The sequence below is a fragment of the Opitutus sp. ER46 genome (assembly GCF_003054705.1).
Taxonomy (GTDB): domain Bacteria; phylum Verrucomicrobiota; class Verrucomicrobiia; order Opitutales; family Opitutaceae; genus ER46.
Genome location: NZ_QAYX01000011.1, coordinates 1 through 26,834, shown reverse-complemented (window position 1 = coordinate 26,834; position 26,834 = coordinate 1). Strand labels below are relative to the sequence as shown.

Genomic DNA, 26,834 nt, shown 5'->3' with positions numbered 1-26,834 from the left:
TGGCATCGTTGGGTGAGCGCGGGAGCGGCGGGCCTGCGGGAGTTCCCGTAGTTTGCCCGGCAATTCCCGGCCGGCGCCCCAGTCTGGCCCCCGGCCGCGGGGAGGAGAATGCCCTAGGTAGTTCCACGGACCGAGCGGGGAGGCACGCCGCCGGAAATACCCTCCGCTCCTTGGCTGCCGGCCACTTGCGACAGCTGTAGCCATTTTCCTGCATCAGGTACGTACCCCGGCTGGCCGAGGCGGTGGAAACAGCGGACCGGGAGAGACCCTAGGCGTTTGGGGGCAAACCCTCAACGGGTTCCCGTACGCGTACTTGCGTGAGTGGACGAATACTGGAAACCCCGGCCTGAGGCTACCCTCTGGCCATGCTTTCAACGCCACGAGTCGCCAGTCTGAACCGCCTCATCCGCGGGTTGGCGTTCGTGGTCGCAATCTTCGCGGGGCTCAGCGCCCAAGCCGGTATCAAGTCCGAGCGTACGCTGGCCGCGATTCTCAAGCACACACCGGCGTCGACCATCGTGGCGACAGGCGAGCAGATTCGGGCTGCCGAACACGCCGCCGCGTCTATTCCCGGGGCCGAAGCGATGTGGGGCGTGGGCGAGTCGATGGCGCCACTTTACTCCTCGCGCACCGCCATCGTCGTGGCGCCGATCAAGTTCAGCGACCTGCGCAAAGGCATGACGGTCGTGTACGTCAGCCGCCGCGGCAACATGGTTTGCCACTCGCTTACGGGTGATTTGCCGAAGGGTTGGATCGCGCAGGGCGTGAACAACGACGAAGAGGACGACGATCTCGTGACCGCCAACAACCTCGTGGGCGTGATCGTCGGAGCCTACTCGGAGATGCCTTCCGAATTTCGCACCATGCTGGCGAAGCAACTGATCGCCAAGGGCCGGCTGCCGGCCGGCCAATCCTGATTCTTCGGGGCTAAACTGTGTGGTATGGACCGCGGGCGCGAGTCGCCCGCGGTTTGTTTTTGGATTGATTCGGCCCGGGCGAATTGCGCCGCAGACGCCATGCGAAAGGAACAGCGCTCGTGGCCGCCGCATATCCCTGCCGGCGGCCATCGCCGCCGCCGGCTACGATCGGGGACGGGAGCGGTGGGTGCGCCGCGGGCGACGCTTGAGATCGAGGCGGGCTGAGGCTGAGGCGGCCGCAATCGGTCCCTCGCGCTCCCGGCGGACACCGGGTCGAATCCGTCGCGCCCGGCATCGGCCTCACGACTGGCCGAGGCCGCATCCGCGGTTAGGCGGAATCAAATCGTTCCGATCGGAAATTCTCCGGTGGGTGGACCCGAACTTCCCGGCGCTAACTCCGGGAGTTTTCGGAGCACAAATGCCTTCCCGTTGCGCGGAGCCGGGACTTGGTTCTGGGCCGCTAACGGAGGCGTCAGTTCCCATGCCGGACCGGCCGAGAGTCCCACCCACGGATCCCACACCCCGTGCGTCGGCCGGTCCGCTCTCTCTTCCCAGCACCGCCACAGTCCCTTCCCTTGTATGGTTTCCCTTATCGCCCTGCCGAGCCGACTCGACAAACGTCAGCTGGCGAACGCGCTGTCCAGTCTGCGCAAAGGTGACTTTTCGGTGCGCATGCCGACGGGCCTCACGGGGCCGGACGGCCAGATCGCGGATGAGTTCAATGAGTTGGTGGAGATCAACCGCCGGCTCGCGGACGAGCTCGAACGGATCAGCCAGGCGGTCGGCAAGCAGGGCCAGATCTCGCAGCGCGCCAGCATTGGCAAGGTATCGGGGGCGTGGCAGGAGGCGGTGGTTTCGGTCAATTCGCTGATCAACGACCTCGTGCACCCGACCTCCGAGATGGCGCGCGTGATCGGCGCCGTCGCCAAGGGCGACCTCTCGCAGAGCGTGGCGCTGGAGATCCAGGGGCGTCCGCTCGAGGGCGAGTTCCTGCGCATTGCGCGCACGGTGAACACGATGGTCGACCAGCTCTCGTCGTTCGCGTCGGAGGTGACGCGCGTGGCGCGCGAGGTCGGCACCGAGGGCAAGCTGGGCGGCCAGGCTCAGGTGCCGGGTGTCGCGGGCACGTGGAAGGACCTCACCGACTCGGTGAACTCCATGGCTGGCAACCTCACGGCCCAGGTGCGTAACATCGCCGCGGTTACCACCGCCGTCGCCAACGGCGACCTCACCAAGAAGATCACGGTCGACGTGAAGGGCGAGATCCTGGAGCTGAAGAACACCGTCAACACGATGGTGGACCAGCTGAACTCGTTCGCGTCGGAGGTGACACGCGTGGCGCGCGAGGTCGGCACCGAAGGCAAGCTGGGCGGCCAGGCCGACGTGCGTGGCGTCGCGGGCACGTGGAAGGACCTGACCGACAACGTGAACTTCATGGCCGGCAATCTCACCGGCCAGGTGCGCAACATCGCGGCGGTGACGACGGCGGTGGCGAACGGCGACCTCACGAAGAAGATCACCGTCGAGGTGCGCGGCGAGATCCTGGAGCTGAAGAACACCATCAACACGATGGTCGACCAGCTCTCGTCATTCGCGGCCGAGGTGACGCGCGTGGCGCGCGAGGTCGGCACCGAAGGCAAGCTGGGCGGCCAGGCGGACGTGCGCGGCGTGTCGGGCGTGTGGAAGGACCTGACCGACAACGTAAATTTCATGGCCGGCAATCTCACCGGCCAGGTGCGCAACATCGCGGCGGTGACGACGGCGGTGGCGAACGGCGACCTCACGAAGAAGATCACCGTCGAGGTGCGCGGCGAGATCCTGGAGCTGAAGAACACCATCAACACGATGGTCGACCAGCTCTCGTCATTCGCGGCCGAGGTGACGCGCGTGGCGCGCGAGGTCGGCACCGAAGGCAAGCTCGGCGGCCAGGCGGACGTGCGCGGCGTGTCGGGCGTGTGGAAGGACTTGACCGACAACGTGAATTTCATGGCGGCGAACCTGACGAACCAGGTGCGTAACATCGCCGACGTCACCAAGGCCGTCGCCGCGGGCGACCTCTCGAAGAAGATCACGGTCGACGTGAAGGGCGAGATCCTGGAGCTGAAGAACACCGTCAACACGATGGTGGACCAGCTGAACTCGTTCGCATCAGAGGTGACGCGCGTGGCGCGCGAGGTCGGCACCGAGGGCAAGTTGGGCGGCCAGGCGGACGTGCGCGGCGTCTCCGGCACGTGGAAGGACCTCACCGACTCGGTGAACTCGATGGCGGGCAATCTCACCGCCCAGGTGCGCAACATCGCGGCGGTGACGACCGCGGTCGCGACGGGCGACCTGACGAAGAAGATCACGGTCGACGTCCGCGGCGAGATCCTCGAGCTGAAGGACACGATCAACACCATGGTCGTGCAGCTGAACTCGTTCGCGTCGGAGGTGACGCGCGTGGCGCGCGAGGTTGGCACCGAGGGCAAGTTGGGCGGCCAGGCGGACGTGCGCGGCGTGTCGGGCGTGTGGAAGGACCTGACCGACAACGTGAATTTCATGGCCGGCAACCTGACCTCGCAGGTGCGCAACATCGCGGCGGTGACGACGGCGGTGGCGAACGGCGATCTCTCCAAGAAGATCACGGTCGATGTGAAGGGTGAGATACTGGAGCTGAAGAACACCATCAACACGATGGTGGACCAGCTGAACTCGTTCGCGTCGGAGGTGACGCGCGTGGCGCGCGAAGTCGGCACCGAGGGCAAGCTCGGCGGCCAGGCCGTCGTGCGCGGCGTCTCCGGCACCTGGAAGGACCTGACCGACAACGTGAATTCGATGGCCTCGAACCTGACCTCGCAGGTGCGCGGTATCGCGAAAGTGGTGACGGCGGTGGCGAACGGCGACCTCAAGCGCAAGCTGTCCTTCGAGGCCAAGGGCGAGATCGCCGAGCTGGCGGACACGATCAACAACATGATCGACACCCTCGCGACCTTTGCGGAGCAGGTCACCACCGTCGCCCGCGAGGTCGGCGTCGACGGCAAGCTCGGCGGCCAGGCCAAGGTGCCCGGCGCGTCCGGCACGTGGAAGGATCTCACCGACAACGTCAATCAGCTCGCCGCCAACCTCACCACGCAGGTGCGCGCGATCGCGGAGGTGGCGACGGCGGTGACCAAGGGTGATCTCACCCGTTCGATCAAGGTCGAGGCGTCCGGCGAAGTCGCGGCGCTGAAGGACACGATCAACGAGATGATCCGCAACCTGAAGGATACGACCATCAAGAACAACGAGCAGGACTGGCTGAAGACCAACCTGGCGAAGTTCTCGCGGATGCTGCAGGGCCAGAAGGACCTCCTCACCGTCGGCAAGCTGATCCTCTCCGAGCTGGCGCCGGTCGTCGGCGCGCAGCACGGCGTGTTCTACACGATGATCAACACGGGCGAGGAGCCGCGCCTGCACCTGCTGGCCAGCTACGCGTTCCGCGCCCGCAAGCACACGTCCCATGACCTCAAGCTCGGCGAAACCTTGGTCGGCCAGGCGGCGCTGGAGAAGGAGCGCATCCTGCTGACCAAGGTGCCGAGCGACTACGTCCAGATCAGCTCCGGCCTGGGCGAAGCCAACCCGCTCAACCTGATCGTCCTGCCGGTGCTCTTCGAGGGCCAGGTGAAGGCCGTGATCGAGCTGGCCTCGTTCGAGAGCTTCTCACCGACGCACCTCATCTTCCTCGACCAGCTCACTGAATCGATCGGCATCGTGCTCAACACGATCGAGGCGAACATGCGCACTGAGGACCTCCTCAAGCAGTCGCAGTCGCTCGCCCGCGAACTGCAGGCGCAGCAGGAGGAGCTGCAGAAGACCAACCTCGAGCTCGAGGACAAGGCCAAGCTGCTCGCCGAGCAGAACGTCGAGGTGGAAAAGAAGAACATGGAGGTCGAGCAGGCCCGCCAGGCGCTCGAGGAAAAGGCCGCGCAGCTCGCGCTCACCTCGAAGTACAAGTCTGAATTTCTCGCCAACATGTCGCACGAGCTGCGCACGCCGCTCAACTCGCTGCTCATCCTCTCCGATCAGCTCTGCGCCAACAAGGACGGCAACCTGCAGCCGAAGCAGGTCGAGTTCGCCAAGACCATCCACTCCTCCGGCCAGGACCTCCTGCGCCTCATCAACGACATCCTCGACCTTGCCAAGATCGAGTCGGGCACGGTGTCCGTCGAGGTCAGCGACCTGCGCCTGCAGGATCTCAAGGATTACGTCGAGCGCACCTTCGAGCCGATTTCCGACCACAAGAAGCTGGAGTACTTTGTGGTCCTCAACCCGAAGCTGCCCCGCACGGTCCGCACTGACGCGAAGCGCCTCCAGCAGATCCTGAAGAATCTCCTCTCGAACGCGTTCAAGTTCACCGAGCGTGGTCGCGTCACCCTCACGATCGAGCCGGCGACCACGGGCTGGAGCACCGACCACGTGACGCTCGGCTCCGCCCCGGAGGTCGTCGCCTTCCGGGTCAGCGACACCGGCATCGGCATCCCGGCCGACAAGCAGCAGATCATCTTCGAGGCCTTCCAGCAGGCCGACGGCTCGACCAACCGCAAGTACGGCGGCACCGGCCTGGGCCTCTCGATCAGCCGCGAGATCGCGCGGCTGCTCGGTGGCGAAATCCAACTCGTCAGCACGCCCGGCGAGGGCAGCACGTTCACGTTGTTCCTGCCCGCCATCATCGGCAGCTCCGAGCGCGTCGAAACCCCCTCGCCGATCGTGCAGCCGGCGCCGGGCCACGTGCAGCGCGTCTCGCGGCCGGTCCCGCCGGTCACCACGGAGGCGCCTGCCATCCTGGACGACCGCGAGCAGATCGGCCCCGACGACCTGTCGGTGCTGATCGTCGAGGACGACCCCGCCTTCGCGGCGCAGGTGCTCGATTGCGCGCGTACCCACGGCTTCAAGGGCGTGGTCGCCACGCGCGGCAGCGATGCCCTGCAGCTCGCGCAGAAGACTCCGTTCTCCGCGATCACGCTCGACCTGATGCTGCCGGACATCGACGGCCGGCGGGTCCTGTACCGGCTCAAGGACGACTCCAGCACGCGGCACATCCCGGTGATGATCGTCTCCGCCCTCGAACGCGACGACACCGGGCTGCGCCATGGGGCGCTCGCGCACGTGTCCAAGCCGATGGCGGCCGACCAGCTCGGCGCGCTGTTTGGCAACCTGCGCGGCTTCATCGAGCGCCCGGTGAAGAACCTGCTGCTGGTCGAGGACAACGAGGTGCAGCGCAACAGCACGATCGAGCTCATCGGCAACTCCGACGTGAAGACGTACGCGGTGGCGACAGGCGAGGAAGGCCTCGCGGCGCTGCGCGCGCAGACCTTCGATTGCATCGTGCTCGACCTCGGGCTGCCCGACATGCCAGGCACCCGCTTCATCGAGGAGGTCCGCGCGGCGGGCTACGAGTCGCTGCCGATCGTGGTGCACACCGGTCGCGAGATCCCGAAGGAGGAGGCCGAGGAGATGCGCCGGCTCGCGCGCACCGTGATCCTCAAGGACGTGCAGTCGCCCGAGCGGCTGTTCGACGAGACCGCCCTCTTCCTCCACCGCAACGTCGGCAAGCTACCGCCGGACAAGCGGCGGTTGGTCGAGAGCCTCCACCGCAACGGCGACATCCTCGCCGGCAAGCGCGCGCTGATCGTCGACGACGACATCCGAAACATCTTCGCGATGACGAGCTTCCTCGAGCGCTACGAGATGGCCATCACCCCCGCCGAGAACGGCCGCGACGCCCTCGCGCTGCTCGAGTCGGAGCCGCCCTTCGACGTCGTGCTAATGGACATCATGATGCCGGACATGGACGGCTATGAGACGATGCGCCGGATCCGGGCGAACGACCGCTACCGGGAGCTGCCGATCCTCGCGCTCACCGCCAAAGCGATGAAGGGCGACAAGGAGAAGTGCATCGAGGCGGGCGCGTCGGACTACATCGCGAAGCCGGTGGACACCGAGCACCTGCTCTCGCTGCTGCGCATCTGGCTGCACCGCTGATCCCCGTGCCTCCCGTCGTCATGAGTTCCACGCCCGTGCCGCCCGATCCATTGCGCGTGGCGATCGCGCCCGACGGCGGCCGGCCGCCGCGCACGGCACGCCGGCGCAATGGCGCGGTCAATGGGCACGCACCTGTGGCGAACGAAGACGCACTCCCACCGACTCCGGCCCCCGCGGCACGGCCGGATGCGATCGAGATCCTGCTCGTCGACGACCAGCCGGACAAACTCCTCGCGCTCGAGGCGGCGCTGACCGACTTGGGCGAGACCGTGGTGAAGGCGGCCTCGGGGCCCGAGGCGTTGCGGCTGGTGCTGCGGCGGGAGTTCGCGGTGATCCTGCTCGATATCAACATGCCGGTGATGGATGGGTTCGAGACGGCGGCGCTCATCCGGCAGCGCAAGTCGAGCGCGCACACCCCCATCATTTTCGTGACCTCGTTCAGCACGGCGGACGTCGACGTGTTCCGCGGTTACGCGCTCGGCGCGGTGGACTACCTGTTCACGCCGGTCACGCCGGAGGTGCTGCGCTCCAAGGTCAGCGTCTTCGTCGAGCTCGCGAAGAAGAACCGCGAGATCCAGCGGCAGGCGGAGGCGCTCCGCCGGGCGGAGGAGGAGCGCCTGCAGCGCGAGCTCGACGCGGCCAACGCGCGCATTGAGTGGGAAACGCGCCGCAACGTCTTCTTCCGGCTCTCGATCGAGCTGCTGGCGATCGCGACCTATGACGGCCGGTTCACGCAGGTGAATCCGACGTGGCAGAAGACGCTCGGCTACGGCGCCGACGCGCTGCAGGGGTGCCGGATCGCGGACTTCATCCATCCCGACGACGCGGCGCTGACCGAGGCCACGATCACCAACGCGCAGCAGGCCGACACGCCGCTGTATTTTGAGAGCCGTTTCCGCGCCAGCGACGGCCGGCACCACTGGCTCGGCTGGACGGTGGCGCCGTTTGCGGCCGAGGGGCTGCTCTTTGTCTTCGCCCGCGACATCACGGAGCGCCGCGAGCGGGAGGATGAAATCCGCCGGCTCAATGCCGACCTCGAGCAGCGCACGATCAGCCTGCAGATGCTCAACCAGGAACTGGAGTCCTTCTCGTATTCACTGGCCCACGACCTGCGGACGCCGCTGCGCTCGATCAGTGCGTATTCCGAGATGCTGGCGGCGGGCGAGGCGGGCGAACTCTCGCCCGAGGTCGTGCGCATGGTGAACACGATCAACCGCAACAGCGGCCGGATGACGCAGCTGATGGACGACTTCCTGGCGTTCTTCCGCGTGGCGCGGAAAGACGTGAAGCAGGAGAACATCGCCATGGGCGCGGTGGCGCGGGAGGCGGTGGCGGCGGTGGGCACCGACGACAAGCGCGTCATCGACGTGCAGGTGGCGGATCTCCCTGCGGCGAAGGGCGACCCGGCGATGGTCCTGCAGGTGTTCGTGAACCTCATTTCCAACGCGGTGAAGTTCACCGCGAACCGCGAGCGCGCGCGCATCGAGATCGGCTGCGTGAGCGGCCGCACGCCCACGGTGTACTACGTCAAGGACAACGGCGTCGGGTTTAACATGAAGTACTACAACCGGCTGTTCGGCGTGTTTGAGCGCCTGCACCGCCGCGAGGAGTTCGACGGCACCGGCATCGGCCTGGCGATCGTGCAGAAAATCGTGCAGCGGCACGGCGGCGCGGTCTGGGCCGAGGCGGTGGTGGACCAGGGGGCCACGTTCTATTTCACGCTCGAACCGGCGCCGATGGTGCCGGAGCCGGGCTGAGCAACCCCTTTGTCATCCCGGGCACGTGGAGACAGTCATAGTCTCGAAGCTGGAACGAGCAGGTGACTTCCCCGTGCCTGGGGTGACATTTCCTTTGGCGGAAGTCGGCGGTGCCGGGCGGCCGCGGCCCTTGGTTGGCCGGCGGGCGGCCTTACGGCACGGGGTGGTCGTCGGCCTTCTCGGCGGCGGCCTTGGCGGCGCTCTCCAGCCGCAGCCGGTCGACGCTGCGCAGGATCGGCCGCATCACGTAATACACCACCACGATCCACACCGGCACCAGCACCGCCCAGACGATGATCGCGTGCAGCGCGGCCAGGCCGTAGCGCTCCAGGAAGTCCACGGGCGAGGCGCGCAGGAGGGCGAGCATGGGCTTGAAGCGCAGCGGGGTGTCGGGGTCGTCGAACAACCGGTGGCCCCAGCGGAACGAGTAGAAGATGAACGGCAGGTGCAGGGGCGTGCAGGCGTAGTTGATGGCCTGCATGATCGGCTGGTTCAGCTTCAGGACCACGCCCACGATGAGGCAGAGCAGCGTGGTCGTGCCGAGAATCGGGAAAAGCGCCAGCGCGCTGCCGACGGCGATGGTGAGCGCAATCTTGTGCGGGGTCAGACCCTGCGTCAGCTGCGCCACCACCGGGTCCGTAACCCGGCGGCGCCAGAAGTTGCGCGGCCGGTCGGGAAGGGAGGCTGAGGCTGAATCAGGAGAGACAGGGTCGGACACAAGGCAGCAGCGATATCACAGAATCCGGCGATGGAAAGCCGGGTTCAGCCGCGGGCGGGCGGCCGGGCGGGGGCACCGCAGGCGGGCGGTGGGGGGCTCAGGAGCCGTTGGCGGGCGGCGCCGGGCGGAAGTCGAACGTCTGCTCGGCGTACGCAAGGACCGGCTGGCCCTTGGCGCGAGGCGGCTCGAACTGCCACTGCTTGACGGCGGTAACCGCAGCGCGGGCGAGCAGGCTGTCGGGCTCGGCGGCGATGGTGGGGAAGCGGGCGCGGCCGGTTTCGTCGATGAAGAAGCGGACGGTCACCTTGCCGCGGCGTCCTTCGCTGGCCCATTCAGGCAGGTACGGCGGCGCAGGCGCGCGGACCGGCACGGGCACGCGGTCGAGTGTCCCCGCGCCGTGCGCGAAGTAGGCGAACGTGCCCCCGATGTACGCATCGGATGGCTGCGCGGGGTCGCACCATTTCTGGATGGCGAGCACGCCGTTGACCGAGAACTCGAAGGTGACGGTCAGCACGCAGACGACGGGCTGGCCCTGGTAGTTGCCGGGCACGTACGTCCATTGGGCGACAGTGCGCTCTGCCTCGCGGGCGAACTCGGGGTGGGTGTACGCGGTGACCAGGCGGTCGAGCACCTGGCCTGCCGGATCGATTTCGAGGACGATGGACGCCTCGCCGCGCGTCACGCCCGCGGCGAGGGCGCGGGCGGGGTAGACGGCTTCGGCGTGCTTGATGACCCGGCAGGGGGCGAAGTCAGCGGCGGGGGAGGCGGACGGGGCCGACGGCGCGGCCAGTGCCGCTGAGGCGGCCCCCGCGAACACAGCCCAAAACAGGTGGGTGGTTTTCACGGCGTGACGGGGTTGACCCCAGCATAACCCCGCCGCGGGTCGTGGCCCTTCTCATTGGGCATGAGATTCCCGCATCAGGCTTCGGCAAGAAAGTCGGGCCCCGGCGTGCGCCGTCGTCCGTAAAATCGTCCATCAAATTCAGAACCGCCTGCATGGGATGGCGGCCGCCTTGATGCGATAGTTTCGACGCTACCCCTCATGCTTACCTCAACCCGTGACCACCCGGCCGCGCCGTCGCGCCCTGACTACAACCGCCGGTTTGTCTGGCTGGTCGCGACGATCGCGGCGTTCGGCGGACTGCTGTTTGGCTACGATTGGGTGGTGATCGGCGGGGCCAAGCCCTTCTACGAAAAGTTCTTCAATCTCACGTCGCCCGACCAACAGGGCTGGGCGATGAGCTGCGCCTTGATCGGCTCGCTGGTGGGCGCGTTGGGCGCGGGCGTGGCGGCGGAGCGATGGGGACGAAAACGCATGCTGATCGTGGCCGCAGTTCTGTTTGCGGCGTCCTCGGTCGCGACGGGCCTGGCAGGCACCTTCGCGCAATTCATTGCCTGGCGCATCGCGGGCGGCGCCGCCATCGGCCTGGCCTCGGGCCTTTCGCCCCTCTACATCGCCGAAATTGCGCCGGCCGCGGTGCGTGGTCGGCTGGTGTCGCTCAACCAGCTCACGATCGTGATCGGGATCCTCGCGGCGCAGGTGGTGAACCTCTTCATCGCGGAGCCAGTGCCGGCCGGCGCCACGGCGGCGGAGATCCTGGCGTCGTGGAACGGGCAGACCGGCTGGCGTTGGATGTTCGGGGTGACGGCGGTGCCCTCGCTGTTGTTTCTGCTCGGCGCGTGCTTTGTCCCGGAGAGCCCCCGCTGGCTGGCGAAGACCGGCCGGACGGACGCCGCGCGGCGGGTGCTGACGCGGATTGCCGGCGCGGAGGGCGCGGCGGTCGAGCTCGCCGCGATCGAAGCGACGCTGCGGCAGAACTCGGCGCGGGTTGACTGGCGCGAGCTTTTCACGCCGAAGGTGCGCCGGCTGCTCGGGCTGGGCATCGTGCTCGCGGTGTTCCAGCAGTGGTGTGGCATCAACGTGGTGTTCAACTACGCCGAGGAGGTGTTCTCCGCGGCCGGCTACTCGGTGTCGGACATCCTGCTCAACATCGTGATCACCGGCTCGGTGAACCTGGTGTTCACGTTCGTGGCGCTGGCGACGGTGGACCGCTGGGGGCGGCGGAAGCTGATGCTGTTCGGAGCCGGCGCGCTCGCGGTCGTCTATGTTGTCCTCGGGGCGGGTTACGCCCTGCACAGCCAGGGAGTGCACATGCTCGGGTTGGTGCTGCTTGCGATCGGGTGCTACGCGATGTCGCTGGCGCCGGTGACCTGGGTCGTCATTTCGGAGACGTTTCCGAATCGGGTGCGCGGGCTGGCGATGTCGATAGCCGTCGGATGCCTGTGGGTGGCGTGTTTCGTCCTGACCTACACCTTCCCCTTGCTGAACCGGGCGGTCGGCGCGGCGGGGACGTTCTGGATTTACGCCGCCGTCTGCGCGCTGGGCTTCGCCTTCGTCTTCTTCCGCCTCCCCGAGACCAAGGGCCGGAGCCTGGAGGAAATCGAGCAGCCGTAGTCCGGCGCTCCCTCGACGCGCCAGAAACCCACGCGCGGAGTCTGGAATGTCGCCCCCGCTCCCGGCCCCAGAGAGACGTGTTCTTCTCCCGGCCTGGCGCGAACGTTGACCCTATTGCAGGAACGCTCGGCCGAGGGCCGGCGTTACCTCCTACCGTCGGGCACCGCCTCGCCGCCACATTGCTCTCACAAACCAATCCCCGCGGCACAGCTGGAACATACCGTAGGCATTCAACGCGTTGAGCAGCCGACAGTCCGCGCGGATTTCGGCAGAGATCAGGAGCCATCCTCGAATAGGAATCCACGATCCTGCGCTCGAACGACGCCTGGGTACAGGGCTGGCGGAAGCACTCCTGTGAAATGTTTAGTGCAAATCAATTAATGTAATAAGACATATTATTACAGTATTCTGATGTCAAAAATGAGTAACATGGACCGAGGCTAGGCGAATTCAATTGTCTGGTGATGTACGTGACAATACGTACGCGTTGCCGGCCCGAGCCGCCTCATAACAACGCTTTCGATCATGAACTTACGTCTTCTGGCGAAGTCACTCCAATCGCAGAATCCCCCACAAGTTGCAGCTGCTCAGTGCTGCGTTTTGGAGCTAGATTCGAACCTGCCGGCGGCATGCAACAATAAACAATCACAAATAAAAAGGGCGTGCGGCAGCCATCGCAGCCGGGGCGGGAGTGGGTTACTCAGGTTGCCTGCTGTGGTTCGAACCGCCGTTTGCACAGGCTTGATTGGAGTGGGCGCGTTATCAGCGGCGGCGGCTCCGGAGGCGTCCGATGTGAATGCGGCGGCGGGTAACGACCTTGCATCTATCCTGGCGCTTACGAAGACGACCGCGGTTGCGAAGTCGACTGCGGCAAACTACACCCCCGCGCTGAAGCGAACGGTCGCGGATGAGGAAGTGGACCGGCTGAAAGCCCTTATCGCAAAGACCAAGGCGTTTCGGACGAATCGCGCGGGTGATGCGCGGAGCGTTGAGGTGCGAAAAATCGAAATCGATGCGCTCTATCGCGCGTCGCGGTATGGCATCGAAGGAGCTGAACAAACCGCCAAGGAACTCGCGGCGGCCTTTCGGAAAGACAACGGCGTATTAACCAAGGACCGCTTCGATATTGCCCTATTAAGTGATTCGATCGCGGATCACGCTCGCGCGGGGCAGGGAAAACGTGGGGAGTTCCATGAACGCCTTGGGCGCGCGCTTGAGAAGGAATTTGGGGGAAATGACGCTGTCTTTGGGCTCTATTCCAGCGTTATGCAGGCCGGCGAATCAGAGGTCGCCGTGCGCGTCGCCCGGAAGGTGCTGGCCGGCAAGGCGCCCGCCGCAGCGCAGGGACTCGCGAAAAGCATTATGGCTCGAGATGCCCTCGTCGGCACGGCCGCGCCGCTGTCGCTTGTCACGGATGAAAACTACGCCCTCAACCTAGCGGCGCCAACCGGGACGGTGACGGTGGTCTTCTTCTGGGATGCTGGTGCAGGTGTCGCGCAGATCGAAGCGCTCGCGCGGAAATTTGCGGCCACGCCTACCACTGCGCGGTGGATATACTTCGGTTTCGGTGCGACCAAGGAACAACTGGTTTCGGTGAAGCAGAAAGTGCCGTATAAGGGCATCCACTGCACGGGCCCAACTGGTTTCGGCAGCGAGGTCGCGCAGGCCTTCAAAGTGCGGCAACTCCCTTATGCCTGCATTATTGACGCTGGAGGGAAGGTAGCCGGCTACGGCGATATTCAGGATATACCTACACTCATCCAACGCGCTAGCCGCTAGTCCTATACGCGATGAATACGCTCATTCGAGTTCTCTTCATGACGAGCCTGCTGATTGCGGGACGGGCCTCGGCTTATACGGGATGGGCCCGAGCCACGGGTGGGTCCGGTGGACCTGGCACTGTTCCCACGTTTTTGCTCGAGGTCGACGATTACGGGACGACGGCACCGTACGGCTTCGAGTTCATTCAAGTCCACGACGGGAACACGCTCGTCGAGCGCATCGGGACTCCGAACGGTGGATTCTATCCAAACTACACCAGCTTCACCTGGACAGATCCGCGAGGCTCGAGCTACGTAGGGACGCACAATTATACTTTTGGGTTCATCGGTTGGTCCCCGACCACTTCACACTACGAAGTAGCCATCGCTTACGCGAGCTTCACGGTTAGCGGTCCGACCAACAGTCCTAGCTCGACTTCAACTTCTGGCCCAACCGCGGTCGGTCGGGACGAGGTCCCCAAGTATACTTTTACGGCTCACGACGCCGATGGCGATATCACGCAGCTAGAGATCGCGTGGCGCACTCCTTCTGGAGCGGTGTATGCAATTCAACCGTGGTTCGATGTCCCTGCTTCTAGTGACCCAAGCGTAGAGCGTTCGATCACTTTCAATCAAGGCGCGGGTGAGTACCAGCTTTGGGTTAACGCGCGTGACGCCGGAGGGCGGACACGCGATCCGTGGGCGCAGAACATACCATCGGAGCGACTCACAATCACCGTCGCGGCGGGAAATACGCCGCCCACCATCTCAATCTCTCCCAACAAGACTACCATCACACGAGGGGACTCGGTTTCCTTTACCGTCACGGCCACGGACCCGGACGGAAATCTGGACGCGATGAATCTCGATATGACCAGCCCAACATCGGGCTACTTCAAGATTGATGAGGGGCCGTACACCTTCACTGGCTCAACTCCAAACAACGGCTACATGTCGTTCGCCAGCTGTGGGGAGAAATCGCAGAGTTGCGAGGTGCGGTTTCCGAACGCGGGCACGTACACCCTTAAGGGGGCAAGCCGCGACCCTAGTAGTTGGTACTATTCCGGCGAGGTACAGATCACGGTGCAGGCGGGAACGAATGGAATTACGTGGGAGTCGATCGACCTCCCGACGAGCGGTACTCCAGGCGAGACGATCTCATTTGAGGCGACGGTGCTCAATAGCGGCACCACGACTTGGACCGACAATTACTATCTCGAACTCGCGGACCAAGACTGGAACCATCTGTACTACCCGGGCCTGGGAGCAGTTGCTCCGGGAGAGCGCAAGACCGTGCGATTCTATATGACGCTTCCGTCCACGGCTGGGACATACACCTACCATTTTACGGGGATGGAGAACGGGGTGCAGTACTTTGGCGGCTCACAATCGCGCGACATTGTGGTGAACACTCCGCCAATCACCACGGGAATCACGACCTCTGCTGCCAATAACCCGGACAATACCATTATCGCCGGCGAGAAGGTGACATTTACGGGCTCGGCGACCGATGCAGACGGGAATCTCGCGTGGGTTCACTTCTATATCGCGACCCCCGTCATACCGCCGTGGCCGCACATCGGCTCCGCACAAATCAGCGGCAGTTCTGCGAACGGCACGTTTGAATGGACGACAAACATGACGACCGGGAGCTACAGCGTACATATTCGTGCGCAGGACACCTTCGGAGCCTACGACAGTAATGCCAGTACGATGACGAGCTTCAATGTTCGCCTGCGCCAGGCGACGGTCAGTGGTGCGAACATGACAATCGCGCGCGGTGCGGCATTTGTGCCCCAAGTCGGCTCCCCATACGCTGGTGGAAGTGGCAATGGGACATGGCAATTCATGGTCCATGGCTATACCACATGGCCAGGTCGTGATAGCGCTGGCGCAATAGTGTCGTCGGGGGATATTGCCAAGGCGGGGACGCGTGTTTCTGCAACTGGCACGACCCAAAGCACATGGACTCCTCCGATGCCAGGTCAGTATACCTACTCCGTCCGAAAATACGACGATGGAAATTACGCCACGAGCAGCATCGCTGGCCCATATACGCTTGATGTTGTCGGCGGGCCGACGATCACGGCGCAGCCACAATCCGCGATTGTGCCTGCGGGGGGCGGAGTGGTGCTATCCGTCTCCGCGACCAGCTCAGCGTCGATCACGTACCAGTGGTATAAAGATGATTCTCCTCTGGCTGGTAAGACATCCAATACGCTCGAATTTGGAAGCGCGGTGGCGGGCGATTCGGGAGTGTACCACGTTGTTGTCACGGACAGCGGCGGGAGTACCAGATCGAGCGCCGCCGAGCTTATCGTCCTCGCGGCGCCTGCGCCTTTGTCGACGAACCTCACAAGCAATGGATTCAGGTTGGTATGGGGCGCGATGCCGGGTGCGACGGGGTACTACGTCGACGTCTCCCTCAGCGCTAGCTTCAGCTCCTTCGTGGGCGGATATGCAAACCGCAGTGTTGGTTCCGCCGTTCAATGTGATGTGACCGGACTCCTAGCGAGTACCACGTACTATTTCCGCGTTCGTGCGGCCGCTGGAGGGGTCGTATCCCCGAGTGGTAGTGGCTCGGCCCGGACCACCGCACTCGATCCCGCGGGAGATGAAGATGGCGATGGGCTAACCAATGGTGAAGAGAACTTGCTGGGTACGAGTCCAACCAACGCCGCGGCGCCGGGAAACATCGGGCTGAAGGTGCACACCCCATAAACTCGGGAGGAACTTACATTGAAAAATCACATTATCACGCTTGGTCTCTTCCTGCTTGGCTGCACGGCGGTCGCGGCGGAACCAATGGAGCGGCGCGCTCTGTTGAATGTTGCGATCGAGGGTGTCACCTCAGGTAAGAACTATGACCTGTATACCCACATAGGCGCCAGCCAGGTGCATTTAGCGCGGCATCCCGCAGAATCTGGCGGTTCGGATGTGTCTGCGAGCGACGAGCCGATTTCGATGTATGTAGGGCTTCTGGTCGGCAAGAAATATACGTTCACCTTCGAGCGTGGCTTAGGAGATGTCGCGGACCCGATGGACTACGGGACATTCGACCTGGCCCTCAAATTGCCAGCCGGTTACGTGGCATATGTAGATAGGGACGGCGATGGTATTCCGGAAGGCGAATCGCCTCATATTAGCGGGTCGACCAGTGGAGCGGTGGGCATGGGGGGATCCTTCACTTATCAGATCATTGAGCGTTCCACTCTCAATCCGGCCCCAGCTGGTGAGTTGACCCGATTTGCCGTGGGTGACCTGCTCTTCGAGCTTGGTTTGGGTACATTGAAGAATGGCAAGTCGGCTGGGCGTCTCCAGCTTCGAAGCGACGGACGAGTGGGAGCGGGCTTTGGATTGCCGAGTGCGGTGTTCACCCCAAGTGGGTTGGATTATGTCGGCCCCGAGGCTAGTGGCCTAAGTTCCGGGAGTTGGAGTGCCATCACCGGCGGCAAGCGCATAGAGACCAGCCAAGCGAGAGTGGATGTTGTCGCAGACGGCGCAACGAAGTATGCGATCAAGTTCTATGCAACCGATAGTGCTGGCACGTATAGCACGACTGCTTACGCGGCATATACGCTCGAGAAGGCGACAACAGGATTACCGGCATCCAGCCCGGTAGGGGCTGACTGCCTCAAAATAACCGTACAGCACGGCAATCTGACGTTTCAGAAGTTCGTATTCCGCGATACCTCCGCGGACGTTTGGACTCTAATTGAGGGGAGTGGAGACGATGAGCGCATTGAGAGGCACGTCGCAACGCGAAACGGTGCGACGCGGGAGGTCGCGATCGCTACCAAGAATCATGCCGGCACTGTCATCGCGAAAGAGCGGCTGACTTGGAGTACCGTAAACAGTGTGGAGAATCTCACGAAGCAGGAAGTCTGGTCTAATGTAGAGGCCACGGCGCCTGATCTGACAACGACCTGGGAGTACTACGCGGATAACGCCGGCAAAGGTAAGGCATTTCAGATCAAGAAGATCATGTCCCCTAATGGTTTCTATCGAGAGTTTGACTACTATAGTGATGCCCTCCGACTTGGGAAGATTTCCAAAGTTACCGAGCCATGGAGTACGGGAACAGCGACGCTCAGCAAAATCACGACCTATGACTATGTGGGCGAAACGGGAGCCTTCAAAAATTACCCAGGGAGTGAGGAGGTTAAGATTGGTGATACCACGGTGTCCAAGCGTGAGCGTACCTACACGTTTGACGACTATGCCTATACCCAATCGACAAAGGATTACAGCGGTGCGAGCACATTCACGACGACCACAACCAAGGCGTTTTACCCATACGATAACTTCTGGCTAGCTAGTCGTCCTCTATCGATTACTGCCCCTTCGGGATTGCGGCAGTGTTTCGCCTACGAATCCGGGAGCTATGCGAACGGGACGTTCACCGTTGGTTCGGGGTACGCCTACCGAACATGGGTGCTTATCGGTGCGTCAACGGGAGGGACAGCAGTAACGACCGCCAATGGTATCACATTCGAATCGATTGTCTTGGTCGCGAATCAGTCCACACTCAATGAAACCATTCGGGACAGCGACGACAATATCGTCCGGGAGAAGACATATGTCTGGGACGGAGTCAATTGGGACCTGACGCATCCGATTGTAGACACCACGCGAGAGTGGCAAGACAGCGCTCGACTGGCGTCAATCAGCTACGTCACGGGTGCCGCCGCTAGTTGGACGTGGAATGGGCGCTACCTTACCTCGGATACGGACGAGACTGGCATTGAGCGTACGTATACCTACGATTCAGTTGGCCGACCGGACACAGTGACGACAAGTGCTCTCGACGCATTGGATGGGTATCAATCGTTTGCGGCGTCGGTCGTGACGTATGACTATACAGCGTCGAACCAAAAGGCGTCGGAGACTCAATCGAGCGGAAACGATCTTTCTCGTACCACGACGTACACTTACGACGGCGCTGGGCGGCCAGACACAACTGTCCTCCCGGATGGGCGGTCGCGCAAAAGCCTGTACTCGTTTCCAGAGGCCGGAGTCAGCCGGACGGCGGAGACATTGCCGTGCGGCGGCGTCGTAATCACGGATACCTTGGTCGATGGAAAAACGTTGTGCGTCTATGACGGCACCGGGGTTGACCGGTACTATTCATATGCTGTGGAGACGACTGGCATCTCAGAAGTCGTACACTTAGCAACGGCAGACTCCGCACGGTGGGAGAAGACGACGACGGATTGGCTCGGACGAACGATTGAACAGCGAAAGCCGGGCTTCACCGGGCAAGCAGACATCGTGGAGGTGTCCGTGTTCAACGAGAGTACAGGCTTGCTTGATAAGGTTACGCGCACCGGGTTCTCACCCCGGATGTTCGAATATGACTCCATTGGCCAATTGAAATCCGAGGGAATTGATCTCGGGGCCAATGGAACGCTCCTCTCATCCGATGTGAAGGATCGGATTACCGATCACGGCAGGGGGTTCGCGAAGATCGGCAACTCGTGGTGGGAGGTGAGCGAGCAATGGACATATCCGTCAGTAACCTCGGCAACTAGCCGGGTGTTTGTGAAAGGAACGTCTCGGCGCCTCACCGGATGGTCCGGGGGGCTGATGTCCGAGGTGGTGGAGAAGGATGCCTATGGGAACGCGACGAATACGTCAGTCGTGGTGGAATCGGGAAAGCGCAGGAGAACGACGACCGTCTCCGTCCCAGGCGCCAGCAGTGCTAGCGTTGAGGTGCAATGCAACGGGCTTGTGGTTAAGCGGTCCAGTGCGGACGGGCGGGTGGAGACCCTCACGTACGACGGACTCGGCCGGCTGACGGCGCAGGTTGATTCGCGCACGGCCGCCACGACAAAAAGCTTCACGTATCTGGCGAACGGAGAGAATGCCACGGATTTGGTGCAGACTGTCACTGAAACTGACAAGAAGTCGGAAACAGAAAGCACGGCGCGACTTGTCGCGACGTATACCTACGACAAGGGCGGACGGGTGGAGTCGGTCAAGGATGCCAACGGAATGTTTGCGTATTATGGTTATGACTGTGCCGGTCGGCAGACGCGGCAGTGGGGCGCGGCCGTGCTGCCGGTGGAGCGAATCTATAATAGCTACGGCGAATTGTCCCTTCTCACAACGTTCAGGGCGGGGACGGGCTGGACCGCGGTGAAGTGGCCGGAGAACCCGACGGGTAATTCCACCATATATCGATATGACGGTCCGTCGGGGCTTCTGACGCAACAAGAGGATGATGATGGTCGAAAGATCGACTACACATATAATGAACGCGGGCTGGTGGAAGGGCGAAAATGGGCGCGGCTGAATACGACCGCGGCTAGGGTTACGACGACGTACGAGTACCATCCGGGCACGGCGGAGCGGAGTAACATCACCTACAACGATGGAACGCCGAGCGTCAGTTACACCTACAACCGCTTGGGTCAGCTCGAAACGGCGACGGATATCTACACTGGATCTGCCACTCAGACACGAACCTTGGTGTATGGCACGCACCTCGAGCTTGAGACCGAGAAGCTGCCGGCGTACTTTGGGACTCGTTGGATGACGTATACGTATGAGGATGGCACTGCCGGCACGGTGACGGGACGCGCAAATGGCTACAAGCTGGGCATCGAGGGCAATCTGGGGCGTGACATGCTGAGTAAGTGGACGTATAGTGAAGTCACTGGCAATCCGTCGAAGTTGACGGCGGCACAGATGGGGGTCACGCAGCGCGAGTTTGAGTACGAGTTTGTCCCAAACAGTTCGTTGGTGAGTGGCGTGAAGCAAACCACTCTCGGGTATGCCCAGTCTAGAAGCTATGAGGCGAATCGGGACGTGATCTCCGCCGTCGACGCGAAGTTCGGCACCGTAGTGAAAGCCAAGTATGAATATACCTACGACGCCCTGTTCCGACGCGAAACCGCTAAGCAATCTGGCTCAGTCTTTAGCTCCTACGCGAACGACACCTTCTACGTGTACGGTTACAATAACCGCAGTGAGCTCACGACTGCCACGGGCTACCTCGGATCGGATGTCACGACGTTGACGGCGCCGATGCCCGGCCGCTATTACGATTTTGATTATGATCACGCGGGGAACCGGACGTCCGCCAACAGCAGTGGCTCGTCCACGTTTGCCGCGACCTATACACCCAACGATCTGAACCAGACGGAATCGCGGCAGAATCACTACGCGCCCGTGAACGGCACGGTCGACCAGGCGGCCAAGGTATTGGTCGATGGAATCTTGGCCGGAAGGCAGCAAACCTATTGGGCCGGTGAAGCGTTTCTGGACAACGCCAATGGCCCGGCTTACGATGCCAATGTGCAGATCAAGGCGGTCAAACCGGGCGCGACGGATACGAAGCAGACGACAACCGTCGCCGCCTTCTTGCCGCCTGCGACGGAGACGCTGACTTACGACGAGGATGGCAATTTGAAGTCCGACGGACGCTGGGCGTATGCCTGGGATGCGGAGAATCGGTTGGTCGAGATGAAGACGACGGACGCGGCGGCGGCCGCAGGGCTGCCGGCGCGGCGGCTGGAGTTCCGGTACGACAGTCTCGGGCGCCGTATTGGGAAGGTGGTGTCGACCAAGTCGGGTACCACTTGGACGGCAATTCAGGACCTTCGCTTCGTGTATCAGGGCTGGAACCTCATCGCCGAGGTGAATGCCTCCGACGCGCTGCAACGGACGTATGTTTGGGGGCTGGACCTGGCGAGTTCGCTGAATGCGACGGGTGGGATCGGGGCGCTGGTGCAGATGGTCGATCACACCGGGACGGCGACGGCGTATCTGCCGGCGTATGACGGCGGCGGCAACGTGGCGGCGCTGATGAGCAGCGACGGCAGCCCGGCGGCGGTCTATGAGTACGGCCCGTTTGGCGAGCGGATGCGCGCGGAGGGGACGTACGCGACGACGAACCCGTTCCGGCACGCGACGAAGTTCACGGATGAGGAGTCGGGCCTGGTTTATTACGGCCGGCGGTATTATTCGCCGAGCCTGGGCCGGTTCATCAGCCGCGACCCCATCGGCGCCGCCGGCGGACCGAATCTGTACGGGTTTGTGGCCAACGATCCGGTCAACCGCTCGGACTATTTGGGTATGGCCCAAGACGATCCGCCGTCGGATCCTGGCCCGAATGTATATAGAAGGCCGCCGTATGATGAGCTAGGGAACACAGACTACGGGGTATACGGCCCGGGTGAGCCTCCGCCTTTGGGGCCGAGTGCTCCGGTAGCTCCAAACAAGGGTGATCCAAACAAAAAACTCAGTCAGAAGGATTGCGATACGTTGGCTGCGAAGATTGCCAACAATCAGAAAACTTTGGCGGGAATGGTTGATACTGTTTCGCGGGAAAGCATCGCGGATCGAATTATGGGAGCGGTGATGGAGGGGCTGGATCAGAGCATGCCTTACTCTGACATGGCCGAGAATTTTGCTGAAGGCGGCTACCGGCTCGGGAAGGCTGGCCTCGATGCGGTAGGTGCCAGAGGTGCTAGAAAGGCGCTGACAAGCGTTTATTCCGGCGGCGGAGCCAAAGTTATTAACGCTGTTGGCGTGGTGAATAACGTTTGGGACGCTGCGCAAGTGGGACGCGCCATATACAATAGGGATGGCTTGGGTTTTATTCAAAGTTCGGCCGGCTTGGCCTCAGACTTCGTGACAGCAGTCCCTGCATTCAAGATGGCGATCTCGGGCTTTAAGTTCGTGTGGGACGGCGAATCCCAACGCGCGCAAAACGACATAGAGATGGCTGATCTCACCAGCATCGCTGCCAACGGCCAGGCGGCGAACCTCAACGCGATAATCGGCCTAAAGAACGTAGCGCAATGGAAGAAGGAGTTTGTCGATGGAGGATGCAAATAGCTCACCGGCTGTGCGAAAGCGGCGGCTGATTCTTGTCGGGCTCACATTGCTTACAGGACTGTTCGCTTGGCTGACCTACCGTGAAGTTGAACTCTTTGCGCAAACTTGGCGCGTGCGTCCTAACGCGCTCATTCTTGTGAGAATGGGCTTCAGGGTCGCACTCATGCTGATGCTGACTGTTGGCGCAGCTTTAGGTCCGGTTGCCTTTCTATTGAAAGTCACGCGTTCGTTCTTCGGAAGGTAACCTGCCTTAAGAGCCGTGCGGCACATCGCGCGCCAGCAAAGCTGTCACGCGATCTGCTGTCCTCCTGCGCGATGGGCTGTCGCTGCGCTCGGCCCACCCTCCGCAAGCTCCGGGCTTCGTCGCTGCGTGCGGTAAAGTAGCGGTCGGGCCGGGCGGACGGCGTGCGCGGCAAGAATGCCGCGCGGAACGCGGCGGGCATCGAGCCCGCCGTCGCGTCAGGCGTCCACTGCGCTGCGCTTCGTTCCCGCCAGTCGCGACCGCCGAGGTGAGCCCCGGCCCTCCGCTGCGCCCGGCAGGGTGCCGGGCTCGCCTCAACCGCCGCAAGGGACGCGGCCGTCGCTGCGCTTTGGGCCGCGCGGCGGGTCGGCGAATCCCGCTCCCGTTGGTCGCCCTGCGGCTCCGGTCGCTTCGTAAGCGTCCGCCGGAGTGCCTCCTAGCGAGCGGCAGCGAGTCTCGGTAAGCTCCCGCGGATGGGAGCAATCACAGCGGAGGTGGTGGACACAGGCGAGAAACGCGACGGGCGCGGTCGGCGAGTGATCCCGCGAGCGCAGCGGCTGGCGTTAATCGACGCGTACCGTGCGAGCGGAGACAGTCAAAAGGGGTCATCCCTTACCTTTTACCTTGATAAGGAGAAGACAGAGTGGCACGGAGAGCAGGCATGGCGCGCAAATGGCGGGTGGAGTACCCCGGGGCGGTGTACCACGTGATCAATCGCGGGAACTATCGGGCGTGGGTGTTCCGGGAGGAGGGGGCGCGGGACGCATTTGAGGCGTGCCTGGCGGAGGCGGCGGAGAGGTACGGGTGGGTGCTGCATGCGTGGGTGGTCATGAGCAATCACTTCCATTTGGCGCTCGAAACGCCGGCGGGGAACCTGGTGGCGGGAATGCAGTGGCTGCAAAGCGTGTACGCGAATCGGTTCAACCGATACCGGGGAGAGAACGGGCAGTTGTTCCAGGGACGATACAAGGCGCTGTTGGTGGAGAAGGGGACCGCCCTGGGACAGGTGTGTGACTATATTCACCTGAATCCCGTGCGCGCCCGCATGATCACGGTGGAGGCGCTCGGGAACTACGGCCACGGGAGCTATCGCTTTCTGGCCCGACCGAAGGCTCGTCCGGCCTATCTGGATGTAGCGGATTTCTTGATGCAGGCTGGAGGTTTGGCGGACACGCCGGCCGGTTGGCGATGCTACGCCGACTACATGGCGTGGCAGGCGGCGGAAGGACCGGCTGGACGCAACCAGGCCTACGTGAATCTGACGCGGGGTTGGGCGTTGGGGACCGAGGAGTTCAAGACAACCGTCCTGCGCGAGCAGTTGGTGCCGAAAGACCATCATGCGTGGACGGCGGCCGACTGCCGGGAGGAGCGGAGCCTGCGCTGGCGGGTCGTGCTGGATCAGTGTCTCAGCTCGCTCGGATGCCAATGTGCGCCCGGCGATTCGAAGTCAGCGGCGTGGAAGGTCGCGATCGCGACGCATCTGCGGCAGACTATGGGCGTGCCGAACGGTTGGCTGGCCGAGCAGCTTGAGATGGGTTCGGCATTCTACGTCAGCAAGCACGTCGGGCTTGCGCGAAACGCCGATCATCCCGCCGGCGAGTTCCTGCTCCGGCTCAGAAAGGTAAAAGGTAAGGGATGACCCCTTATGATCCGTTCGGACGTCCGCCAACAGCAGTGGCTCGTCCACGTTTGCCGCGACCTATACACCCAACGATCTGAACCAGACGGAATCGCGGCAGAATCACTATGCGCCCGTGAACGGCACGGTCGACCAAGCGGCCAAGGTGTTGGTCGATGGAATCTTGGCCGGAAGGCAGCAGACCTATTGGGCCGGTGAAGCGTTTCTGGACAACGCCAATGGCCCAGCTTACGATGCCAATGTGCAGATCAAGGCGGTCAAACCGGGCGCGACAGATACGAAGCAGACGACAACCGTCGCCGCCTTTTTGCCGCCTGCGACGGAGACGCTGACTTACGACGAGGATGGCAATTTGAAGTCCGACGGACGCTGGGCGTACACCTGGGACGCGGAGAATCGGTTGGTCGAGATGAAGACGACGGACGCGGCAGCGGCGGCAGGGTTGCCGGCGCGGCGGCTGGAGTTCCGGTACGACAGTCTCGGTCGCCGTATCGGGAAGGTGGTGTCGACCAAGTCGGGGACCACCTGGACGGCGATTCAGGACCTTCGGTTCGTGTATCAGGGCTGGAACCTCATCGCCGAGGTGAATGCCTCCGACGCGCTGCAACGGACGTATGTTTGGGGGCTGGACCTGGCGAGTTCGCTGAATGCGACGGGTGGGATCGGAGCGCTGGTGCAGATGGTCGATCACACCGGGACGGCGACGGCGTATCTGCCGGCGTATGACGGCGGCGGCAACGTGGCAGCGCTAATGAGCAGCGACGGCAGCCCGGCGGCGGTCTATGAGTACGGCCCGTTTGGCGAGCGGATGCGCGCGGAGGGGACGTACGCGACGACGAACCCGTTCCGGCACGCGACGAAGTTCACGGATGAGGAGTCGGGCTTGGTGTATTACGGCCGGCGGTATTATTCGCCGAGCCTGGGCCGGTTCATCAGCCGCGACCCCATCGGCGCCGCCGGCGGCCCTAATCTGTATGGGTTTGTGGCAAACGACCCGATCAATCAGACAGACATTCTCGGGATGGGCTCTGAAGATGAAATAACTAAACTGAAGCCGTTTGAGGTTAAGGCTAAGCGGCCACCTGAGACCGGCGGAATTATCGGCTTCTCCCTTGGTGATATGTACGACTATGACTTTGGGAGCCCGGGTATTATCGTCGTTGGTCCGATCGGGGACATTTCTGGCAACGCCCCAAACAAACCAGACTGCGCGACCCTGAAGGCGCAACTTGCAGCCGCTCAAAATACACAGGCAAAGTACGACAGACGGTTCGGACAAGGCGGTGAGTACAGCGGCTTCGGTGGTTTGCTCGACGCGATCGATCCCGTAGATTTGACTAGTGTTACATCCGCTTTGTCTTCGCTCGGCGCCGGCGCAAGAGCAGATTACCTCTTAAAGACGGTTGAGCGTACAGGCAGATCGCTCCAAGGCGAAATGACGTACTATCCAAACCGGGCCGCTAAGTGGTCCACCATTGGCAAAGTCGCGACGGTAGTTGGAGCTGGCGCCGATGGTTGGGCTCTTGGAAACGACATTTCTCAAGGGCAGTGGTCGAATGTACCGCTCGATGCCGGGAATATTGCCGCCGACTTTTATAGCTTTGCGGCATTCACGCCTGGCGTGGGGCTTGGAGTCGCGATCGGGCAGGCTGGAATTAACGCCAGCCTCGCAGCGTACAAGTTTAGCGCGGCTAAGCAGGATCTCGGGAATACATTCCTGAGCGCAGCGAGGGCAAAGGTCACACAGCGCGCGGCCACGGCGAAGGTCGCTGAACTTGAGTCGGAAATGGCAGCGAACGGTTGTAAATGATATGGCTCGAGAACGTCCTGCGATTTTGAGCATAGGGTTCCATTGCTTCCTTGCTCTATTGGCATTGTTTGCAGCAGTTGCGGGAGGCTGGGGGAGCTACTCTGCGTTTGCTGCCTGCTCGTTCCCGATCAGCGGTTCCGCCAAGATCATGTATTGCGTTGGCGGATTGCTGATGCTCGCAGTGCTGGCCGTCTGCTTGAACGTAAGTATGCGCCTTGGGCGACGGGCTTGGGCGCTACTGCAGGAAAGGCGTTAGAGGCCCTGTCCGGCAACGGACCGTTTTCCGAACACCTGAACCTACCAATGTCGCCCCGTCCACACCATGAGCCACCCCTTCAACTGCGAAGACAGTCAAAGTTGACATGGGGGTGGTCAGGCGGGCGCTGAGGCCCAACCTGACCACCGAGATGATGACTAACGCGGCACAGATCACTGGACAGTCAAAAGGGGTCGTTCCCACGGCTGTCTGATCAGAACCCGTTCATTTCCAGTTGGATGGGTATATCAAGTGATGGGTTCGTTGTATCAAGTTTTGTAAACAGCTCAGGGAGAGGCACTTTCTCCAAGGCGGCGATCGAGATAACTTGCAGAACTTGATGGAGAGTTCCAGGCAGTGCGTTTTCGCGCTTAGCGATCGCCACCAGCAGGTAGGCGCACAACGCCGTCCAGATCTGGACGCGCACTCCGTTCGGA

11 protein-coding genes and 1 pseudogene are annotated in these 26,834 nt (G+C 62.6%); 9 read left to right on the top strand and 3 right to left on the bottom strand.

The features are described 5' to 3' along the window. The first annotated feature begins 365 nt into the window (after positions 1–365). The 3 genes from DB354_RS00450 (at position 366) to DB354_RS00440 (ending at position 8,674) form a co-directional block, all read left to right on the top strand. Positions 366–917 (top strand): S24/S26 family peptidase, encoded by a 552-nt coding sequence (locus DB354_RS00450; RefSeq protein WP_146180047.1) that lies wholly within the window; start codon positions 366–368, stop codon positions 915–917. A gap of 579 nt (positions 918–1,496) precedes the next feature. After that, entirely contained in the window at positions 1,497–6,917 is a 5,421-nt protein-coding gene (locus DB354_RS00445) for a HAMP domain-containing protein (RefSeq protein ID WP_107833462.1), read from the top strand. Positions 6,918–6,937: 20 nt separating this feature from the next. Beyond that, positions 6,938–8,674 (top strand): response regulator, encoded by a 1,737-nt coding sequence (locus DB354_RS00440; RefSeq protein ID WP_107833461.1) that lies wholly within the window; start codon positions 6,938–6,940, stop codon positions 8,672–8,674. A gap of 151 nt (positions 8,675–8,825) precedes the next feature. Here DB354_RS00440 and DB354_RS00435 read toward each other — a convergent pair whose 3' ends face one another. Together DB354_RS00435 and DB354_RS00430 are read right to left on the bottom strand one after the other, a co-directional pair. After that, positions 8,826–9,392, bottom strand: coding sequence for a DUF2062 domain-containing protein (locus DB354_RS00435; protein ID WP_107833460.1), 567 nt, complete (start codon positions 9,390–9,392; stop codon positions 8,826–8,828). Between the two features lie 97 nt (positions 9,393–9,489). Next, positions 9,490–10,236 carry an energy transducer TonB gene (locus tag DB354_RS00430; protein ID WP_107833459.1) on the bottom strand — a complete coding sequence of 249 codons (747 nt, stop codon included), beginning with the start codon at positions 10,234–10,236 and terminating at the stop codon, positions 9,490–9,492. Positions 10,237–10,434: 198 nt separating this feature from the next. Between DB354_RS00430 and DB354_RS00425 the strand changes: the two genes are divergently transcribed. The 6 genes from DB354_RS00425 (at position 10,435) to DB354_RS00400 (ending at position 26,141) form a co-directional block, all read left to right on the top strand. Beyond that, positions 10,435–11,847, top strand: coding sequence for a sugar porter family MFS transporter (locus DB354_RS00425; protein WP_107833458.1), 1,413 nt, complete (start codon positions 10,435–10,437; stop codon positions 11,845–11,847). 525 nt (positions 11,848–12,372) lie between these two features. Next, complete coding sequence (locus DB354_RS00420) at positions 12,373–13,626, top strand: hypothetical protein (RefSeq protein WP_146180046.1); 1,254 nt, start codon at positions 12,373–12,375, stop codon at positions 13,624–13,626. A 134-nt stretch (positions 13,627–13,760) separates the two neighbouring features. Beyond that, positions 13,761–16,328 carry an immunoglobulin domain-containing protein gene (locus DB354_RS00415; RefSeq protein WP_158277298.1) on the top strand — a complete coding sequence of 856 codons (2,568 nt, stop codon included), beginning with the start codon at positions 13,761–13,763 and terminating at the stop codon, positions 16,326–16,328. A gap of 18 nt (positions 16,329–16,346) precedes the next feature. Next, a complete protein-coding gene (locus DB354_RS00410) occupies positions 16,347–22,451 on the top strand; it encodes an RHS repeat-associated core domain-containing protein (RefSeq protein ID WP_146180045.1) in 6,105 nt (2,034 codons plus the stop codon). A 902-nt stretch (positions 22,452–23,353) separates the two neighbouring features. Next, positions 23,354–24,331 carry a transposase gene (locus DB354_RS00405; protein WP_107833454.1) on the top strand — a complete coding sequence of 326 codons (978 nt, stop codon included), beginning with the start codon at positions 23,354–23,356 and terminating at the stop codon, positions 24,329–24,331. A 115-nt stretch (positions 24,332–24,446) separates the two neighbouring features. Beyond that, positions 24,447–26,141: an RHS repeat-associated core domain-containing protein gene (locus tag DB354_RS00400; protein WP_107833453.1), complete on the top strand. Its 1,695-nt coding sequence runs from the start codon at positions 24,447–24,449 to the stop codon at positions 26,139–26,141. Positions 26,142–26,611: 470 nt separating this feature from the next. Here DB354_RS00400 and DB354_RS22155 read toward each other — a convergent pair. Next, positions 26,612–26,834: pseudogene (locus tag DB354_RS22155) on the bottom strand (IS4 family transposase); the annotation flags it as partial.

Coding starts and splice junctions, on each gene's coding strand:
- DB354_RS00450 (WP_146180047.1), top strand. CDS start 366: ATGCTTTCAACGCCACGAGTCGCCAGTCTGAACCGCCTCATCCGCGGG.
- DB354_RS00445 (WP_107833462.1), top strand. CDS start 1,497: ATGGTTTCCCTTATCGCCCTGCCGAGCCGACTCGACAAACGTCAGCTG.
- DB354_RS00440 (WP_107833461.1), top strand. CDS start 6,938: ATGAGTTCCACGCCCGTGCCGCCCGATCCATTGCGCGTGGCGATCGCG.
- DB354_RS00425 (WP_107833458.1), top strand. CDS start 10,435: ATGCTTACCTCAACCCGTGACCACCCGGCCGCGCCGTCGCGCCCTGAC.
- DB354_RS00420 (WP_146180046.1), top strand. CDS start 12,373: ATGAACTTACGTCTTCTGGCGAAGTCACTCCAATCGCAGAATCCCCCA.
- DB354_RS00405 (WP_107833454.1), top strand. CDS start 23,354: ATGGCGCGCAAATGGCGGGTGGAGTACCCCGGGGCGGTGTACCACGTG.